The sequence below is a fragment of the Acinetobacter sp. CIP 102129 genome, assembly GCF_000368305.1.
In the GTDB taxonomy this organism is placed as follows: Bacteria; Pseudomonadota; Gammaproteobacteria; order Pseudomonadales; family Moraxellaceae; genus Acinetobacter; species Acinetobacter parvus.
Map to the genome: position 1 here is coordinate 375,323 of NZ_KB849340.1, position 16,551 is coordinate 391,873.

General features: G+C 42.9%; 22 protein-coding genes and 1 pseudogene. 17 read left to right on the forward strand and 6 right to left on the reverse strand.

Annotated features, from left to right (window positions below; genetic code table 11):
• Positions 1-181 precede the first annotated feature (181 nt).
• Both F973_RS05925 and F973_RS05930 read left to right on the forward strand, forming a co-directional pair.
• Entirely contained in the window at positions 182-1,054 is an 873-nt protein-coding gene (locus F973_RS05925) for an acyl-CoA thioesterase (protein ID WP_004760635.1), read from the forward strand.
• Between the two features lie 135 nt (positions 1,055-1,189).
• Complete coding sequence (locus F973_RS05930) at positions 1,190-2,431, forward strand: dicarboxylate/amino acid:cation symporter (protein ID WP_004760637.1); 1,242 nt, start codon at positions 1,190-1,192, stop codon at positions 2,429-2,431.
• A gap of 54 nt (positions 2,432-2,485) precedes the next feature.
• Here the strand turns inward: F973_RS05930 and F973_RS05935 are convergent, their stop codons facing one another.
• From F973_RS05935 to F973_RS05960, 6 genes are all read right to left on the reverse strand, one after another.
• The gene (locus tag F973_RS05935) at positions 2,486-3,430 is read right to left on the reverse strand and encodes a metal-dependent hydrolase (RefSeq protein ID WP_004760638.1); all 945 of its coding nucleotides are present in this window, start codon (positions 3,428-3,430) and stop codon (positions 2,486-2,488) included.
• Between the two features lie 129 nt (positions 3,431-3,559).
• A complete protein-coding gene (gene yihA / locus F973_RS05940) occupies positions 3,560-4,336 on the reverse strand; it encodes a ribosome biogenesis GTP-binding protein YihA/YsxC (RefSeq protein ID WP_004760640.1) in 777 nt (258 codons plus the stop codon).
• Between the two features lie 74 nt (positions 4,337-4,410).
• Positions 4,411-4,863, reverse strand: a complete 453-nt coding sequence (locus tag F973_RS05945) for an RrF2 family transcriptional regulator (RefSeq protein ID WP_004660334.1) — start codon at positions 4,861-4,863, stop codon at positions 4,411-4,413.
• Between the two features lie 79 nt (positions 4,864-4,942).
• On the reverse strand, positions 4,943-6,154 hold the full coding sequence (gene hmpA, locus F973_RS05950; protein ID WP_004760642.1) for an NO-inducible flavohemoprotein: 1,212 nt from the start codon (positions 6,152-6,154) through the stop codon (positions 4,943-4,945).
• A gap of 142 nt (positions 6,155-6,296) precedes the next feature.
• Positions 6,297-7,844 (reverse strand): helicase HerA-like domain-containing protein, encoded by a 1,548-nt coding sequence (locus F973_RS05955; RefSeq protein ID WP_004760643.1) that lies wholly within the window; start codon positions 7,842-7,844, stop codon positions 6,297-6,299.
• Between the two features lie 19 nt (positions 7,845-7,863).
• On the reverse strand, positions 7,864-9,057 hold the full coding sequence (locus F973_RS05960) for a PLP-dependent transferase (protein WP_004760645.1): 1,194 nt from the start codon (positions 9,055-9,057) through the stop codon (positions 7,864-7,866).
• 167 nt (positions 9,058-9,224) lie between these two features.
• Between F973_RS05960 and F973_RS05965 the strand changes: the two genes are divergently transcribed.
• The 15 genes and pseudogenes from F973_RS05965 (at position 9,225) to rplE (ending at position 16,549) form a co-directional block, all read left to right on the forward strand.
• Positions 9,225-9,953 (forward strand): type 1 glutamine amidotransferase, encoded by a 729-nt coding sequence (locus F973_RS05965; RefSeq protein ID WP_004760646.1) that lies wholly within the window; start codon positions 9,225-9,227, stop codon positions 9,951-9,953.
• A 226-nt stretch (positions 9,954-10,179) separates the two neighbouring features.
• Positions 10,180-10,491 (forward strand): 30S ribosomal protein S10, encoded by a 312-nt coding sequence (rpsJ, locus tag F973_RS05970; RefSeq protein WP_000070912.1) that lies wholly within the window; start codon positions 10,180-10,182, stop codon positions 10,489-10,491.
• Between the two features lie 57 nt (positions 10,492-10,548).
• The gene (gene rplC, locus F973_RS05975) at positions 10,549-11,187 is read left to right on the forward strand and encodes a 50S ribosomal protein L3 (protein WP_004683276.1); all 639 of its coding nucleotides are present in this window, start codon (positions 10,549-10,551) and stop codon (positions 11,185-11,187) included.
• An 11-nt stretch (positions 11,188-11,198) separates the two neighbouring features.
• Entirely contained in the window at positions 11,199-11,801 is a 603-nt protein-coding gene (rplD, locus tag F973_RS05980) for a 50S ribosomal protein L4 (protein WP_004683274.1), read from the forward strand.
• Positions 11,798-12,118 (forward strand): 50S ribosomal protein L23, encoded by a 321-nt coding sequence (gene rplW / locus F973_RS05985; RefSeq protein ID WP_004678592.1) that lies wholly within the window; start codon positions 11,798-11,800, stop codon positions 12,116-12,118. Before rplD ends, rplW begins: the two co-directional genes overlap by 4 nt.
• Positions 12,119-12,129: 11 nt before the next feature.
• Positions 12,130-12,954 (forward strand): 50S ribosomal protein L2, encoded by an 825-nt coding sequence (gene rplB, locus F973_RS05990; RefSeq protein ID WP_004678591.1) that lies wholly within the window; start codon positions 12,130-12,132, stop codon positions 12,952-12,954.
• A gap of 13 nt (positions 12,955-12,967) precedes the next feature.
• Positions 12,968-13,243, forward strand: coding sequence for a 30S ribosomal protein S19 (gene rpsS / locus F973_RS05995; RefSeq protein WP_004678590.1), 276 nt, complete (start codon positions 12,968-12,970; stop codon positions 13,241-13,243).
• 11 nt (positions 13,244-13,254) lie between these two features.
• Positions 13,255-13,584, forward strand: coding sequence for a 50S ribosomal protein L22 (gene rplV, locus F973_RS06000; protein WP_004683272.1), 330 nt, complete (start codon positions 13,255-13,257; stop codon positions 13,582-13,584).
• Between the two features lies 1 nt (position 13,585).
• Positions 13,586-14,405 (forward strand): annotated as a pseudogene (rpsC, locus tag F973_RS06005) (30S ribosomal protein S3).
• Positions 14,345-14,758: a 50S ribosomal protein L16 gene (gene rplP / locus F973_RS06010; RefSeq protein WP_004683271.1), complete on the forward strand. Its 414-nt coding sequence runs from the start codon at positions 14,345-14,347 to the stop codon at positions 14,756-14,758. Before rpsC ends, rplP begins: the two are co-directional and overlap by 61 nt.
• A complete protein-coding gene (gene rpmC / locus F973_RS06015) occupies positions 14,758-14,955 on the forward strand; it encodes a 50S ribosomal protein L29 (protein WP_000849927.1) in 198 nt (65 codons plus the stop codon). The genes rplP and rpmC overlap by 1 nt, the downstream gene beginning before the upstream one ends.
• The gene (gene rpsQ / locus F973_RS06020; protein ID WP_004760649.1) at positions 14,952-15,209 is read left to right on the forward strand and encodes a 30S ribosomal protein S17; all 258 of its coding nucleotides are present in this window, start codon (positions 14,952-14,954) and stop codon (positions 15,207-15,209) included. The genes rpmC and rpsQ overlap by 4 nt, the downstream gene beginning before the upstream one ends.
• Before the next feature lie 92 nt (positions 15,210-15,301).
• Positions 15,302-15,670, forward strand: a complete 369-nt coding sequence (gene rplN, locus F973_RS06025) for a 50S ribosomal protein L14 (protein ID WP_004657680.1) — start codon at positions 15,302-15,304, stop codon at positions 15,668-15,670.
• Between the two features lie 9 nt (positions 15,671-15,679).
• The gene (rplX, locus tag F973_RS06030) at positions 15,680-15,997 is read left to right on the forward strand and encodes a 50S ribosomal protein L24 (protein WP_004760650.1); all 318 of its coding nucleotides are present in this window, start codon (positions 15,680-15,682) and stop codon (positions 15,995-15,997) included.
• 15 nt (positions 15,998-16,012) lie between these two features.
• Entirely contained in the window at positions 16,013-16,549 is a 537-nt protein-coding gene (rplE, locus tag F973_RS06035; RefSeq protein WP_004678582.1) for a 50S ribosomal protein L5, read from the forward strand.
• The last annotated feature ends 2 nt before the right edge of the window (positions 16,550-16,551 follow it).

Here is a 16,551-nt window from a genome sequence, read left to right on the forward strand (position 1 = left end):
TTTTATCCTGAGTATATTTATGGGAATTTATGGCACAATCAAGTCAGGCTGCTCATGACGGTTGATCTGAATTGTCCTGACTTTGCCCTGTGCATGAGCTAGAAACAGTGTTTTATTGTGGCACTATAACTGTCCTTATGCCTGGGTTGATTTCTCCTCATTGGTGTTGGAAGGTGGTTACATGAATGCTTTGACTCAAGAACTCGTTGAATTATTGACGCTGGAACGGATTGAAGAACATATCTTTCGGGGCAACAGCCGCAATCTGGTCGGTAAACGGGTATTTGGTGGGCAGGTGCTAGGGCAGGCGTTAAGGGCCGCATCCTATACTACAGATCGTCCAGCACATTCGTTGCATGCTTATTTTTTATATGGTGGTGATGTCGATGCACCGATCATTTATGAAGTTGATCCATTGCGGGATGGTAAAAGTTTTGCAAGTCGACAAGTGCGTGCGATCCAACATGGACGTACAATTTTTTCGGCGATGGTATCTTTTGCCAATCAAGAAGAAGGCTTAAATTATCAACATAAAGAACCAGAGTATCCGAGTCCTGAAGAGCTGAAGTCTGAGAAAGAATTAAAAGAAAGTATGCTCAATTTCGTTCCAGAAAATGCACGTACCAGTTTTATGCGCGAACGTCATGTGGAAATCAGACCAACTCGACCAGTTAATCCTTTTCAGCCGCAGCCTGAAGCACCATATTATGCGCACTACATTCGTACCCATGATCGTATTGCAGAAAATGTTGATGACGTGTCATTACATCAAGCCATCGTTGCATTTTATTCAGACTTTACTTTGATGACCACAGCATTGCGTCCACACGGGTTATCTTGGATTTCGCCAAATTTACAATGCGCAAGCATTGATCATACCATTTACTTCCATCGCCCGTTACGTGCTGATGATTGGATGCTTTACGATATGGAAGCAACGATTAGTGCTAGTTCACGTGGTCTTAATTTTGGACGCATGTGGCAGAATGGTCAGCTGGTATGTAGCACTGTACAAGAGGGGTTAATTCGATTGAGAGAAATTGAAACCCAGTAAATTAGAGCTGAAAAACTCAAATTAAAGCCATCGTTTAGATGGCTTTTTTGTCATAAGGTTGTGAGAAAAAATTGCTCGATTCTTCAATATGAGCGTGCCATAGTATCTACAAGTTAAAATATTTTATTAATCAGCATGAATTTAAATACACAAATTCTAATCGCAGCCGTACTGGGTGTTATATATGGGTTCTTCTTAACTTTGTATCCGCAGACTAGTTTTGCTGAACATAGTTTGTATGGGCTAGGGATTTTAAGCAGTATTTTTATTGGTTTACTAAAAATGTTGCTTATCCCACTTATTTTTAGTTCGATCGTTGTGGGTGTTTCAAATTTACAGGCTGGTGGACAATTTGGACGAGTTTGGAAAATTACAGCATTGAGCTGTCTCACGACAACAACCTTAGCTTTGATTTTAGGAATCAGTTGCGCACATCTATTTGAAGTAGGCAAAGGCGTAGATATTCAAATCTTCCAAGAAGCCATGCAAAACCATCAGACACCAGATACGCTGACGCCTTCAAGTTTTCTGACCAGTTTTATCCAAAATACCTTGATTAATCCTTTTAAAGCATTGAGTGAGGGTAATGTACTTGCAGTTGTGGTTTTTGCGTTATTCCTTGGAGTCGCATTAGTCAAAGGGGGTGAAAGCTTTAGCTTGGTTCGCAATACCTGCCAACAATTCTTTGTTATGATGATGATGCTTGTGGGTTGGGTGATGAAGCTAGCGCCAATCGGTATTTTTGCGCTGCTTGCTAAATTGATCGCGACCGAAGATCTTTCCGTGTTAAGTCGTTTAGTGGAATTCGCAGCGGTTGTCACAGGAACAACGATTTTCCACGGTGCTGTTGTTTTGCCGGCATTACTTTGGATTTTTGGCAAAATGAATCCAATCACTTTCTTTAAAGGTGCACGTACTGCTTTGGTCACTGCATTTGCGACCAGTTCAAGTTCTGCGACGATGCCACTCAGTATGAAATGTGCACAAGAAAATTTAGGTGTACGACCACAGACGGCAGGATTTGTGATTCCTTTAGGAACACAATTAAATATGGATGGTACTGCACTTTATGAGGCAGCCGCCGCTTTATTTATTGCAAATTTGATGGGCTTGGACTTGAGCCTAACACAGCAAATTATTGTATGTTTAACTGCCATGATTGCTTCATTGGGAGCACCAGGTATTCCCAGCGCAGGTATGGTGACCATGATTATGGTTTTACAATCGGTTGGTTTGCCTGCGGAAGCAATTGCGATTTTATTACCGATTGATCGAGTATTAGATACTGTACGAACAGTAGTGAATGTACAGGGGGATATGATGATCAGCGTTGTTGTTGATCGTTATGCTAAGCAAGCAGAAATTGAATCAAGTTGATGCGATTTAAGAAATAAAAAAGCAGGGAAGACTCCTGCTTTTTTATTGCAATGCTTATGCAGCTTGTTGTAAAGCGCGCTTTGCTGCTGTTGAATTATTTAAATAATTCACCGCATCTTGAGTATTAGCTTCTTTCACAGGATTATACCAAGGCATGAGATAGTCGATTTGTCGAGCGACCAACCAAATTGGATTTGGTAAAACCTCATTATCTTGACGACCAATTTTGTACCATTCCATCCAAACCCATGGTCTAAATAAGCTCGGTTTTTTGTCGGCAAAACGAGGATCTTGCCCCATGATATGTGCCGCGCCATCAACCCATAAACCAAGTACACCCACGATTACAGCGACGCTCATGTAATAACGTGCAATATAACCACCACCTAAATGACGATATAGATCAAAGGCAACGGTACGATGTTCGATTTCTTCAGAACCATGCCATTTAATCAGATCAATCATTTCTGGATCGGCACCGAGCTCTTGCCAGCCTTTGTTGTACAGTGCGTATTTACCCAATACACAAGTCATGTGTTCAACGGTTGCAATCACACCTAGACGGAACAAGTCCCATTGATGGTCAAGTATTTTAGGAACTTCTTTACCAAAAGGCTGATCCGCTAAAGCTTTGTTAAATAAGAAATCCATAATATCGAGGTTACGCTGAATATCAATATTACGTTGACTCAAATATTCTTTGTTCGCCGAATTATGTGCAACGGCGTGCATGGCTTCCTGACGAATAAAGGCTTGTACATCTTGCTTTAATTTTTCATCAGTAATTTGTGGCAGCACTTTATTGTATAGGCGGCAAAACCAAAACTCACCAGCAGGTAGAATGTTATTAATCTCATTAATAAAATAACTGGCAAAAGGCTGGTTGGGAATCCAGTCTACGGGTGTGTTTTCCCAGTCAAATTTTACCTTGCGTGGGAGAATTTTATAGTTAATCGAAGAACCAAGGACTTTGTTCTTCACAAATGATAATAATTTCATCGTTTAGTCCTAATCGATAGTGCAATGAACCAACACTAAGCAGTATATGAAAACTACCTAGTGCTTGTGTTTAGCAATACAGGACAATTAAAAATCATTTTATGCATCAAGTTGCATAAAATGCATTATTTATTCTTCTACGTCTATTTCTGAAGCTTCTGGGATCTTATCAAGGTCAAATTCTGCTGGTTGATCAAGTGTGAAATTTAAACGACCACCCATGACGCTTGCCAATTCTTCTAAACCAATTCGATTGAGTGAAGAGAATAATTGAATTGAGAAATCAAGTTTCATTTTCTTCAACTGCTGCTTAATTTCTAATAGTACTTTATTGGCAGGGCCACGGTTTAATTTATCTGCTTTAGTAAGCAGGATATGCACAAACAAATGACGTGAATGTGCCCATTCCAGCATCATTAAGTCAAAGTGTTGTAATGGATGTCGGATGTCCATCAAAAGTACCAAGCCTTGTAAGCTTTTACGATGGATTAGATAGTTCTCAAGTTCTTTCTGCCATACGATTTTCATGGCTTCAGGGACGGCTGCATAACCATAACCTGGTAAATCGACCAAACGTTGATCTGGATTACCTAAGCTAAAAAAGTTGATCATTTGCGTGCGGCCTGGTCTTTTTGAAGCGCGTGCGAGTTGCTTTTGATTAGTTAAAGCATTAATTGCACTCGATTTTCCTGCATTGGAACGACCTGCAAATGCGATTTCATAACCTGTATCTTCTACGCACAAATCCAGTTTAGGCGCACTCATCAAAAATTCAGCTTGGCGTAACCAAGTCAAAGACTGTACTGCATATGCGGTTACAGCAGGATCAGTCTTTTTTTCATAACTGATTTTTTGTTTAGGTGCGAGTTTGGCTTTGGTGTCTTTCGATTTTTCACTACGACGCATAGAAGCTTACTTTTTGAATTGAAATAGCAACAAGTATTATAAAGGATGTGAGAGATTCGTGCGAATCTTGATGTTTAGGCTTTTTGAACGAGTTGTAAAAAATCAATATTTGAATTTGTAGAAGAGGGAAGAATGCCATATTGCACCACTTCTCCAAGTGTATATTGATCTAGGCTTTGATAAAAACATTCTAAAGCTTGATCCAAAATACTTTTAAGTCCGCAATGAGAGCGTAAAACACAAGGTGGCGTATTACATTCTACGATTTGATGATTGCCTTGTAAGATACGAACAATTTCACCTAGTTTTAGACTTTTGGCTTCTGGATTTAAACGAAGTCCACCACCTTTACCACGAATCGTCACAATCCAGTGTTGTTTTCCCATGAAGTGAACGATTTTCACTAAATGGTTTTGGGATACATGCAAGTCCCGTGCAATATCTGCAATCGTATACGGTACATCACTCGGACGAGCGACATACATTAAAATTCTGAGTGCATAATCAGTAAACTTATTGAGTTGCATGGGTTTTCACTCAATTTATTGCTTTAAACAGAAAAGGCTAGTCTAACATAGACTAGCCCTATGCAAAACGCAGCAACGATTAGCTGAGTTTTACGCCACCCGTACCGAATGCTTCGCTATGGATATTTTCAGCAGGGATGCCACGAGCAACTAAAGCTTTATGTTGCTCTGCCATAAATGGCATTGGACCACACAGATAATAGTCTGCATTGGCTGGTAATAATCCAGCATCCATTGACACTAAATCTAAGCGACCAGCCGCATCATAATCTTCGCCTAACACGTCACCTTGATGAGGAAACTCATAAGCAGTGAATGTGCTCAGACGTGGATATTTTGCCTTTAACTCATGAATATGCTGTTTCATGGCATGCACCTGACTGCTACGGCAGGCATGAATAAAGCTGACAGGCTGAGGCATATCTTCTGTCACTAATTGATTCAGCATAGCAATCATTGGAGTTAAGCCAACACCACCACTAATAAATACATTACGTTTGCTGCTATCAATTAAATAGAAGTTACCTGTTGGTGCAGAAACTTCAATTTCTGAACCCTCAGCCAAACCATGCAACGTACTAGATACCCAGCCACCTGCTAACTCACCCTTTTCATCTTCACGTTTAACTGAAATACGTAAGTAATCTGCTTGAGGGCTGGTTGAAAGCGTATATTGACGTGGTTGTCTTAAATTGAGTTCAGGCACAAACACGCGAACCGAAATATATTGACCTGCTTCATATTTTGGTAATTCACCACCATCTACAGGTGCTAGATAGAATGAAGTAATTTCATCGCTTTCAACTACTTTTTTGGCAATTTTGAAATTACGCCAGCCTAACCAACTGCCTTTGGTTTGTTGATGTTGATCATAAATGGCTTTTTCAGTGCTAATAAATAAGTCAGCTAATTGACCATAAGCGGCAGCCCATGCATCAATCAATGGATCTTCCATCGAGATATTCAGTACTTCACTGATAGAGTGCAGTAGATTCTCACCCACAATACTGTAATCAGGTGATTGAATATTCAGGCTGACATGCTTATGGGCAATGAGTTCAACCACAGGCAACAGCACAGATGGGTCCTCAATATTTTCCGCATAAGCTAGTACAGCACCCGCAAGTGCTTGTGCTTGTGCACCACTACGTTGATGCCCCATATTGAAGGTTTCTTTTAATTCAGGGTTATTACCTAACATACGGTTGTAAAAGTAACCAGTGAGTGCCACACCATTTTCACGGAGTACAGGTACAGTTGCTTTTACAAGGTCAATTTGCTGCGGAGTCATGGGTGATCTCTCTTGGCTATCATTTATAATATGTATTTAAAATATACCTTATAGAATTTATTTGCAAGACCTGTTTTGACTAAAACCATAAAAAAATAGGGGATAAATGATTATCCTCTGATTTTTCAAATAATAAAGATTTTTATTTGCCAAATAACGAACCCAGTAAACCGCGAACGATCTTTTGACCTGTAGAGCCGCCTAAACTTCGTGCTGCACTTTTGGCAAAAGTTCCCACAATATCTTGGGTGAGTTTTTCGCGATCTCGTTGTGCTTTCTCTGCGGCTTTTTGTTGCTCTTTTGCAAAACGCTCTTGTTCTTTCGCCTGTTGTTTGGCTAAAGCATCTTGTTCTTTGATTTGCTGCTTTTCTAACTCATCTGCCTGTTTCTGTTGAGACTGTTGTAGCACTTTCTTTTGCAACATTTCATAGGCGCTGTCTCGATCCACTGCCTGATCATAAACCCCTGCGACAATACTTTGCCCAATAATCACTTGGCGTTCTTCTGGCGTGATTGGCGTAAATGAAGAGTAAGGTGGCATGACCCAACCGCGCTCTACAATTTGCGGTGTCCCTTGTTCATCTAAACAACTAATTAATGCTTCACCTACAGCAAGTTCGGTAATCGCTTGATCAACTTTAAATTCGGGATTGGCTCGAAAGGTATCCGCTGCGGTTTTGACCGCCTTTTGATCTTTTGGGGTAAAGGCGCGTAAGGCATGTTGTACTCGGTTGCCTAGTTGCCCTAACACGCTTTCAGGCAAATCCAGTGGGTTTTGGGTAATAAAATAAATCCCCACGCCTTTCGAGCGAATGAGACGTACAACTTGCTCAATCTTTTGTTGTAAGGCTGGGCTGGCATTATCAAACAATAAATGCGCTTCATCAAAGAAGAACACCAGTTTAGGCTTGTCCATATCACCCACTTCAGGGAGCTGTTCAAACAGTTCAGAGAGCATCCATAACAGGAATGTGGCGTATAATTTGGGGGTATTCATCAATTTATCCGCAGCGAGGATATTGATATAGCCCTGACCATTGCTGTCTGTCTGGATGAAATCCAGAATATTCAGGCTGGGTTCACCAAAAAATTGTTCTCCACCTTGATCACCTAACGCCAATAAATTACGTTGAATCGCCCCAAGACTAGCAGGAGAAAGATTGCCATATTCGGCTTTTAATTCGGCTGCATTTTCGCTGACATAGGTCAGCATTGCTTTAAGGTCTTTAAAATCAATCAGCAATAAGCCCTGATCATCGGCAATGCGGAAAACTGCCGAGAGCACACCCTCCTGGGTGTCATTCAGATTCAGCATCTGCGCCAACAATAACGGACCAATTTCTGAAATGGTGGTGCGAATTGGATGACCCTGCTGACCAAACAAATCCCAGAACATTACGGGTGATGCAGCAAAAGGCACCGATTCAATGTTTAGTGTTTTGAGACGTTCACCAAACTTGGGACTGCTTACACCTGCCTTGGCTAAACTGGAAACATCTCCTTTTGCATCAGCCAAAAACACAGGCACCCCGAGACGGGAGAAACTTTCAGCAAGCACCTTGAGCGTCACGGTTTTACCTGTGCCTGTCGCTCCTGCAATCAAACCGTGGCGGTTTGCAAATTGAGAATGTAAAACAATATCTTGTGTTGTATCTGTGGTTTTTTTAGCAATAACGATTGGTGTACCCATGCTTCACCTATTCTTGATCTCATTCGAGCTGTTTTAGTGCGTTTTGAATATCTTGGATTAAATCTTGTGGATGTTCTAGTCCTATACAGAAGCGAACCAATAAACCTTGTTGTAAATGTGTATTTTCAAGCGTACGCATCTGTTCTAAATCATAAAGCATAACCAGGCTGACAGGGCCACCCCAACTAAATCCAAGTTTAAACAGCTTGAGGCTGTCGCAAAATTTACGGATCGCAGTAATATCAAATTCAGGTTTAAAAATAACACTGACCAAGCCTGCACTTTTGCCTGTGGCGCAAACCTCTGTCCAGAATGAATGACCTGCGGAATCTGGATAGGCTGGATGCAGTACCTGAGTGAATTGGGGTTGGTGTTTTAACCAGTCTAATAAGGCCAAGGCACTTTTTGACTGCTGTTCATAACGCAGTGACATATGCGCCAGACTACGCTGGATTTGTGCGGTATCATCACCTGAAACGGAGATACCTTGAGTGGCATGCATGCGATAGAGCTTGTGATGTAACTGTTGATCACAGGTCACGACTGAACCCATGAGAATATCGCCGCCGCCACTTGGGTATTTGGTGAGTGCATGCACGGTGATATCGACCGCTAAATGTTCATCAGAAAAATCAAAGGCATTAAAAGCCAGTCCTGCACCCCATGTGTTATCCAAAACAGTCAAAACATTGGCTTGTTGCGCTTTTCTAACCAGATTTTTTAAATCGGGAAATTCCAGCGTGACTGAACCTGCTGCTTCAAGCCAGATCAGTTTACTTTTTTCTGTTGGCTGAAAGCTATTCGCATCAATTGGGTTGTAAATCTTGACCTGAATGCCATAGCGGTCTTGCAGATTCTTTAAGTGTTCCAGATTCGGGCCATAAATATTATCTGCAACCCAAATTTCATCACCTGAGCTTAAAAAAGCACTGTTTACCAAATTAATTGCAGATAATCCGCTTGGAGCAAGTAGGCAATATTTTCCACCCTCAATCTGGGCAATATTGTCGGCTAAGGTGAAAGTGGTTGGAGTACCATGTGTGCCATAACTATAGTCGTAGGGATCGGTCCAGTGACGGTCAAAAAGGTGCGCCGTGGTTTTAAAAATAATCGTTGATGCACGAAATAGGGGAGGCTGGATGGTTTCTATGTATTGGGGAGCTTGGCGTGGTGCATGGATAAGATCGGTCTGAGCATGATTATGTGTCGTCATGGGGCAAAATCTAGGCAATATAATGGTTTAGGTTAAGAGAAAATATACAATCCTGCCAGTGGTTTGCATATTTTGTACAGAATCGGTACAGAGTGGGGAGTTAGCACAAAACTGGCTTTATTTTTGCTAAGACTAATTATCATTCTAACGATAACAGGTTTTGGCGCATGAAGTCGCATTTAAGAGTGCATTATTTTCAGCACATTGCAGGTGAGGGTTTTGGAAGTTGCTATAGCTTCCTGAAAGCACATAAAGCAAAAATTACCGCTACAGAATTCTTTGCTTTGCCCGTCGATTTACCCCTTGAGTTGGAGGCATTGCCCCGTGTAGATGAGGTTGACCTGTTGATGATTATGGGTGGAACCATGAGTGTCAACGACGAGGCAAACTATCCGTGGCTCAGGCTGGAGAAACGATGGTTGCGTCGCTATCTGGCCGCAGGCAAGCCTGCGATAGGGTTGTGTCTGGGTGGGCAGCTCATTGCCAATGCACTGGGCGCGGCGGTGAGTCGTAATCCTCAGCAGGAACTGGGCTGGATGGATGTAGGGAGGGCATCTTCCGTTCCAGAACATTGCTTCCAAATTCCCGAGAAGATTAACATTATGCAATGGCATAGTGAAACCTTTGAAATTCCTAAAGGTGGTGTGCGTCTAGCGGAAAACAGGGTGTGTCGTAACCAGCTTTATCAAATAGGACGGAATGTTCTGGGTTTCCAGTTCCACCCAGAAATGACACCACATGCATTACAGCTATTGATTGAAAATGAGGAGGATATGGCAGTATTTAAGGGGGAGTATGTGCAATCCATTGCAGAGTTGAAAAAATCCAATCAAAGCAAATTTGAACAGGGCAATACCCTGCTGAATCAGGCGATTGACTATGTGGTGAGCGCTTAGTCTGGCTTGAAAACCAAAAAAAGAAAAGAAGAATTGCATAAGACTTAAACAGTCGCTATAATGGGCGACCCTCAAATGGAGGGCGTTTTCTACGAAGAAAGTAGTCAACGCATTACAGTCGTGGCATCGATCACGACCTTAGTGAATTTCACTGCCCTTGACACTTGCCGAAAGGTGAGGTGCGTCATGGGTGATTCTTTATATATTTGGCTTGGAGTTTACTGGTATGTCTAACCAGAGAATTCGTATCCGTTTGAAGTCTTTTGATCATCGCCTGATTGATCAATCTGCTCAAGAGATCGTAGAAACCGCTAAGCGTACTGGCGCACAGGTGTGTGGTCCAATCCCGATGCCTACTCGCATCGAACGCTTCAACGTTCTTACTTCACCACACGTCAACAAAGACGCTCGTGATCAGTATGAAATCCGCACTTATAAACGCTTGATCGATATCGTTCAACCAACAGATAAAACTGTTGATGCATTGATGAAGTTGGATCTTGCTGCTGGTGTTGATGTTCAGATCGCTTTGGGTTAAGGCTTTCGGTTAATTAACTCTAAGTTAATTAGGCCGCTTTTTTAGAGGTTTATGCACATGGCTATTGGTTTAGTCGGTCGCAAATGTGGTATGACTCGCATCTTTACTGAAGCAGGTGTTTCTGTTCCAGTAACAGTGATCGAAGTCGATCCAAACCGCATTACGCAAATCAAAACACTTGAAACTGATGGTTATCAAGCAATTCAAGTAACTACTGGTGAACGTCGCGAATCGCGCGTAACTAACGCTCAGAAAGGTCACTTCGCGAAAGCGGGTGTTGCTGCTGGTCGTCTGGTTAAAGAGTTTCGTGTTACTGAAGCTGAGCTTGAAGGCCGTGAAGTTGGTGGTTCTATCGGTGTTGACTTGTTTACAGTGGGTCAAATTGTTGACGTAACTGGTCAATCAAAAGGTAAAGGCTTCCAGGGTGGTGTTAAGCGTTGGAACTTCCGTACGCAAGATGCTACACATGGTAACTCTGTATCTCACCGTGTATTAGGTTCTACAGGTCAAAACCAGACACCTGGTCGCGTGTTCAAAGGCAAGAAAATGGCTGGTCACCTAGGTGATGAACGCGTAACGGTTCAAGGTCTTGAAATCGTATCTATTGACGCTGAACGTTCTGTTTTAGTTGTTAAAGGTGCTGTTCCTGGTGCAACGAATGGTGACGTGATTGTACGTCCTACCATCAAAGCGTAAGGTGAAATAGAATGAATTTAAAAACTGTTTCTGGCGCTGCGGTTGAATTATCAGAAGTTGCTTTTGGTCGTGAATTTAACGAAGCTCTTGTACATCAGGTTGTTACAGCTTACCTAGCTGGTGGTCGTCAAGGTACTCGTGCTCACAAATCACGTGCAGATGTTTCTGGTGGTGGTAAAAAGCCATTTCGTCAAAAAGGTACTGGTCGCGCTCGTGCGGGTTCTATTCGTAGCCCAATCTGGGTTGGTGGTGGTAAGACTTTTGCTGCTCGCCCACAGGATTGGTCTCAAAAAGTAAACCGTAAGATGTATCGCGGTGCAATGCAATGTATTTTGGCTGAACTTGTTCGCCAGGATCGTCTTGTATTGGTTGAAGAGTTTGCTGTTGCTGCTCCTAAAACTAAAGACTTGCTTGCTAAATTGAACGACTTGAATGCAACTCGTGCATTGATCGTTACAGATGCTGTAGATGAGAACTTATATCTTGCAGCGCGCAACCTTCCACACGTTGATGTGGTAGATGCAACTGCAATTGATCCTGTTAGCTTGATCGCATTCGATAAAGTTGTCATGTCTGTAGCTGCTGCTAAGAAAATTGAGGTAGAACTCGGATGAACAACGAACGTCTATATCAAGTCCTACAAGGACCAGTATTCTCAGAAAAAGCACAAGTTTTAGGTGATACTGCTGGTGTTCAGGTGTTTAAGGTTGCATTAAATGCAAACAAGCTTGAAATCAAGAAAGCAGTTGAACAACTCTTTGGTGTTGAAGTTGTTAAAGTAAACACAACAATCACCAAGGGTAAAGCAAAACGCTTTGGTAAGACATTGGGACGCCGTTCTGATGTTAAAAAAGCATACGTCACCCTGAAAGCTGGCCAAGATGTTGAAATGGCTGACTTGGGCGATACCGCTGACAACGCAGCGGAATAAGGACGAAAATTATGCCAATTCAAAAATGTAAGCCAACGTCTCCAGGACGTCGCTTTGTAGAGAAAGTGGTTCATGACCATCTTCACAAAGGCGCGCCTTATGCACCGTTGGTAGAAGCTAAAAAACGTACTGGTGGTCGTAATAACAATGGTCACATCACTACACGTCACGTGGGTGGTGGTCATAAACAAAACTACCGTATTGTTGACTTTAAACGTAACAAAGATGGTATTCCAGCGACTGTAGAGCGCATCGAATACGATCCTAACCGTACAGCGCATATTGCTTTGTTGAAATATGCTGACGGTGAACGTCGTTACATCATTGCACCTAAAGGCCTGCGTGCTGGTGATAAAGTTCAATCTGGTAACGATGCTCCAATTCGTCCAGGTAACTGCTTACCACTTCGTAACATGCCAATCGGTTCTACCCTTCACAACCTTGAACTTAAAATCGGTAAAGGTGCTCAGTTAGCACGTTCTGCTGGTACTTCAGTTCAATTGTTGGGTCGTGATGGTTCTTACGCTATCGTTCGTTTACGTTCTGGTGAAATGCGTAAAATCCATGTTGAATGTCGCGCTGTCATTGGTGAAGTTTCTAACCAGGAAAGCAACCTACGTTCATTGGGTAAAGCTGGTGCTTCACGCTGGCGTGGTGTTCGTCCTACCGTACGTGGTATGGCAATGAACCCAGTTGACCACCCGCACGGTGGTGGTGAAGGGCGTAGCAAGGGTATTCAACCTGTAAGCCCATGGGGTCAAAAAGCGAAGGGGTACAAGACACGTACCAACAAGCGTACGACTAAGATGATTATTCGCGACCGTCGCGTCAAGTAAAGGAATCTGACTAATGCCTCGTTCATTAAAAAAAGGTCCATTCGTCGACGCGCACCTGTTCGCTAAAGTTGAAGCGGCAATTGCTGCAAACAACCGTAAGCCGATCAAAACTTGGTCGCGTCGTTCAATGATCCTGCCAGACTTTGTTGGTTTAACAATTTCTGTTCACAATGGCCGTAACCACGTTCCAGTGATTATCACTGAACACATGGTTGGTCATAAACTAGGTGAATTCGCGCCAACTCGTACCTATCGTGGTCACGGTGTTGATAAGAAGTCTAAACGTTAATAGGTGCTATGATGGAAGTAACTGCAAAATTACGCGGTGCCGCTATCTCGGCACAGAAAGCACGTTTAGTTGCTGATTTGATCCGTGGTAAATCGGTTGCGCGCGCGCTAGATATTTTAAACTTCAGCAACAAGAAAGCGGCTGTCCTTGTGAAAAAGGCACTTGAGTCTGCAATCGCCAATGCTGAACACAACAACAGCTTAGATGTTGATGACCTTAAAGTAACTACGATCTACGTTGATGAAGGCATGAGCCTTAAACGTATCCTGCCACGTGCCAAAGGCCGTGCAGACCGTATTACTAAGCGTACTTGTCACATCACCGTTAAGGTAGGGGTTTGATATGGGTCAGAAGGTTCATCCAATCGGTATCCGCCTAGGTGTTGTGAAACGTCATAACGCTAACTGGTATGCGAGTCCGAAACAATACGCTGAATACTTGCTTAAAGATCTTCAGGTTCGTGAGTTTTTAACTAAAAAACTTAAGAACGCGATGATCAGCAATATTCTTATCGAACGCCCTACAGGCGCTGCTAAAGTAACAATTAGCACTGCTCGTCCAGGTATCGTAATCGGTAAAAAAGGCGAAGATATTGAGAAATTACAGCGCGAACTCACCAATATTATGGGTGTTCCAGCTCAAGTTAGCATCAATGAAATTGATCGCCCAGACTTGGACGCACGTCTAGTTGCTGAAGCAATCGCTTCTCAATTGGAAAAGCGTGTAATGTTCCGTCGTGCTATGAAACGTGCGGTTCAAAACACCATGCGTGCTGGCGCAAAAGGTATCAAAGTTGAAGTTTCTGGCCGTTTAGGTGGTGCAGAGATCGCTCGTACCGAATGGTATCGTGAAGGTCGTGTACCTTTGCATACGCTTCGTGCGGACATCGACTATGCAACTATGCGTGCAGAAACAACTTACGGTACGATCGGCGTTAAAGTATGGATTTTCCGTGGTGAGATCCTGGGTGGCATGAAACAAGTCATGAACCCTGCTCCTGCTGAAGAACGTCCAGCTAAACGTGGTCGTGGTCGTGGTGAAGGTCAGGAACAACGTCGTGGACGTCGTAATGACCGTGCTGCTGACAAGGGAGAATAATCCATGTTGCAACCTAAACGTACCAAATTCCGTAAAATGCACAAAGGCCGTAACACTGGTCTAGCGCATCGTGGTAGTACAGTATCATTTGGTTCGATTGCAATTAAAGCAACTGAACGTGGTCGCATGACTGCGCGTCAGATTGAAGCTTGCCGTCGTACCATTAGCCGTCGTATTAAGCGTGGTGGTAAAATCTTCATCCGCGTATTCCCAGACAAACCAATTACCGAAAAGCCATTAGAAGTTCGTATGGGTAAAGGTAAGGGTAGCGTGGAATACTGGGTGTGTCAGATTCAGCCAGGTAAGATCCTGTACGAAATTGAAGGTGTGAGCGACGAGTTGGCGCGTGAAGCTTTTGAATTGGCTGCCGCTAAACTCCCGTTTAAAACCACTATCGTGACTCGGACGGTGATGTAATGAAAACTAAAGATCTACGTGAAAAGTCGGTAGAAGAGTTGAAAGCGTTGCTTGATGAGCAACAGCTTAACCAATTCCGTCTTCGTATGGCGAAAGCAACTGGTCAACTAGGCAAATCGCACGAAGTGCAAATTGCTCGTAAAACAATTGCTCGTATTAAGACACTCCTTACCGAAAAACAGGGGAACGGACAATGAGTGAAAAAACAGTCCGCACGTTAACAGGCCGTGTTGTAAGCGACAAAATGGACAAGTCTATTGTTGTGCTTATTGAACGCCGTGTTCAACACCCGTTGTATGGCAAATCAATCCGCCGTTCAACTAAACTACACGCTCATGATGAGAACAATGTTGCTAAAACTGGCGACTTGGTAACCATCAAAGAAAGCCGCCCAATTTCTAAAACTAAAGCTTGGACTTTAGTGGAAGTCGTTGAAGCAGCTGCTGAGTAATTAGACGTTCTTGTTGCATCATCGGACAATTTCGAGTACTCTTTGAGCCTTTCGAAATTGCGACCGGTGATGCTCGGTTTTGGAGTAGGGCAATGATTCAAACCGAAAGTATGCTCGACGTAGCAGACAACAGTGGTGCACGCCGCGTACAATGTATCAAAGTACTAGGTGGTTCACATCGTCGTTATGCTTCTGTTGGCGACATTATTAAAGTTACTGTAAAAGAAGCAATTCCACGCGCACGTGTTAAAAAAGGTGACGTGATGAATGCTGTAGTTGTTCGTACAAAATTTGGCATCCGTCGTCCAGACGGTTCAGTGATTCGTTTCGACGATAACGCTGCTGTTATTTTGAACAACAACAAAGCTCCGATTGCGACTCGTATCTTCGGACCAGTGACTCGTGAACTTCGTACTGAACAGTTCATGAAAATCATTTCATTGGCTCCTGAAGTTCTATAAGAGGCAATCATGGCTAAGATTAAAAAAGGCGATCAAGTAATTGTGATCGCAGGTAAAGAAAAAGGCAAACAGGGTACTGTTTTGTCTGTTTCTGAAGACCGAGTTAAGGTTGAAGGCCTTAACTTAGTGAAGAAGCATCAAAAACCAAACCGTGCTACTGGCGCTGAAGGCGGCATCGTAACACAAGAGGCGACGCTTCATATTTCAAACGTGGCAATTTTTAATGCTACAACCCAAAAGGCTGACCGTGTTGGTTACCAAACGATTGATGGCGTGAAAACTCGCGTTTATAAATCAAATGGTGAATCAGTGGCGGCAGCGAAGTAATAGGTTGAAAAGGCAATGGCCAGACTTAAAGCACGTTACAATGACGAACTTAAAGCGAAGTTAAAAGAAGAACTTGGCATTAAGAATGTGATGGAGATTCCTCGCATCACTAAAATCACCCTGAACATGGGTGTAGGCGCAGCTGCAACTGATAAGAAATTATTGGAAGGTGCTGTAGCTGATATGCAACTCATTGCTGGTCAAAAGCCAGTTGTGACCCTTGCACGTAAATCAATCGCTGGTTTCAAAATCCGTGATGGTTGGCCAATTGGTTGTAAAGTTACTTTACGTGGCGACCAGATGTACGAATTCCTGGATCGTTTGATCTCGATCGCAATCCCTCGTATCCGTGACTTCCGTGGTTTCTCTTCGAAATCATTTGATGGTCGTGGTAACTACTCTATGGGTTTAAAAGAGCAGATCGTTTTCCCTGAAATCGATTTTGACAAAATTGATCGTATCCGTGGTTTAGACATCACGATTACGACCACTGCTCGTAGCGATGACGAAGGCCGTGCGCTTATGCGTGCATTCGGCTTCCCGTTCAAATAAGA